The following is a 1,843-nucleotide window of genomic DNA, read 5'->3' as shown; positions in this document are numbered from 1 at the left end:
TGTTGGAAATAAGGTATTATTTAATTACAAAAGGGATATAATAATATGGATAAAAATATCGATGTACAATTAAAATATAGATTAAAACCTTTAATAGATACAAAATCTGATGAGTTTTATAATGCACTCAGAATATATTCACAAAATATTACACATGACCAAAAAACTAATACAAATGAAATAACATATTGGATAAATCACATAGAAAACTTTTCGGGATGTACGCCATTCTTCTTTGCATTGCTTTTAAATAATCAAGTTATCGGTTATGCCGAATTGGCTTATATAAAAGAGGTGCGTATATTAGCAATTGATTATATTGTTTTAGATAATCAATATAAATCTAATAGTGCTTTTTATGCTTTTTATCATTTAATTATTAATTATATTGATAAGCTAGGAATAGATTATGACTTTATAACTAAAGAAATTTTATGCCGATTTAATCAAACAAAGATTCACAAAGAAGATATTCGAATATATGAATTAGAAAATTTTAAGGTGATAAATGCGCTTTACATACATCCACAATTAGAAACTAATAATGCTGAAAGCAGAAAAGAAGCATTGCTTATGTTATATCAAAAAGATCAAGCAAATTTTGAATTAAAAAGTGAAACTTATATGTCGCTTGTTAAAGCCATTTATTTCCAATATTATGAAATATGGGATGCTCCATTTTGGAAAAATTGTGATGAATCAAACACAAATCATGATAATCTTATAAAAAATATAGAAGAAATAAATGCAACCATAGAGAATAGCAAGATTTTACTTAATGGTTATCCGATGGCTTTTAGTACTTCTTCAGATAGAGCAGTCATTCCAGAAAACTTATCGCAAAAATATATAAAGAAATCATTTATATATGCAAGTATAATTTTAGTGCTTACTTTTCTTATTTTGTTTTTTTCGAAAGAATTAAACATTCAACTAACTACAATAGCAATTGTTGCAATAGCCATTCTATTTGTTATTTTAACTTTTGTTGCACTATCAGATAGTAAAGCTGCAAAGATTATCGAAAAATTGCCTGTTTTTTCTAAACTTTTTGCATTGTTAAAATAATATTGCATGAAATATGTTTAATATAAGGAATATGTTTTAAATATTTATCATAGGTTGAAAATTTTGCCGCATACTGTTCATCTTTAGTTATTCTATATAGTAATGGGCTAAGTATATGGAAGTATTGCTTTGTCTTTATTTCAAACCCAAATGTTTTTATAATATTACAAATATATTTTTCTGAAAAAACCCATATTCTATCTTCATTTCCACTATTAAATGATTGTATTATTGCAGTATCAGAGTTAAAGTCGGGCGTATTGATGAATTGAAAACTCTTACTTTGTTCAAAATCTAAAATAAAAGTAGTATTTGGTTTCAAAGTACGTGATATTTCTCCTATGACTTTATAAGGATCACAATAATTAATTACAGATCCTACACATATACCGCCATCAAAAAATTCATTTAGAAATGGTAAAGATTCAGCACTAGTCAAATAAGAATTTGGAACATTTTTAATCTTTTCATAGGCTATATCCGTATGATATTGTATTCCCGGAATATTATATGTATTTCCGCCAGAACCAACATTTAGGATGCGTGATTGTTTAGTAAAATCATTAATGTTTATATAATTATTGACATAATCAACAATTTTATTATGAGTATATGTATACCAGAGATCATCTTCTGGCCATATATTTTCCATATTGTTATATAAATCACGCACATAATCCATATCTATTTTTTCGTTATTTTCCATATTCAAATTTCCTCTTGCACCAATTATAACAGCAGATATATTAGTAAATAATTATTTATTTTTCCAACG

2 protein-coding genes are annotated in these 1,843 nt (G+C 25.9%); one reads left to right on the top strand and one right to left on the bottom strand.

The window, feature by feature from the left end; all coding sequences use genetic code 11:
• Window positions 1-45: 45 nt before the first annotated feature.
• Window positions 46-1,068, top strand: coding sequence for a hypothetical protein (locus VSQ61_RS22605; protein ID WP_334346570.1), 1,023 nt, complete (start codon window positions 46-48; stop codon window positions 1,066-1,068).
• On the opposite strand, the gene VSQ61_RS22600 is transcribed toward VSQ61_RS22605, so the two are convergent.
• On the bottom strand, window positions 1,043-1,774 hold the full coding sequence (locus VSQ61_RS22600) for a methyltransferase domain-containing protein (RefSeq protein ID WP_334346569.1): 732 nt from the start codon (window positions 1,772-1,774) through the stop codon (window positions 1,043-1,045). The two genes, VSQ61_RS22605 and VSQ61_RS22600, sit on opposite strands and share 26 nt — an antisense overlap.
• Between the last annotated feature and the right edge of the window lie 69 nt (window positions 1,775-1,843).

The sequence above is a fragment of the Candidatus Merdisoma sp. JLR.KK006 genome (genome assembly GCF_036941035.1).
In the GTDB taxonomy this organism is placed as follows: Bacteria; Bacillota; Clostridia; order Lachnospirales; family Lachnospiraceae; genus Laedolimicola.
The sequence above is the reverse complement of the archived record's forward strand: the minus strand, read 5'-3'. Positions and strand labels throughout refer to the sequence as shown.

Bases quoted from the DNA above. Each gene is read 5' to 3' on its own strand.
- VSQ61_RS22600 (WP_334346569.1), bottom strand. From the start codon at position 1,774: ATGGAAAATAACGAAAAAATAGATATGGATTATGTGCGTGATTTATAT.
- VSQ61_RS22605 (WP_334346570.1), top strand. From the start codon at position 46: ATGGATAAAAATATCGATGTACAATTAAAATATAGATTAAAACCTTTA.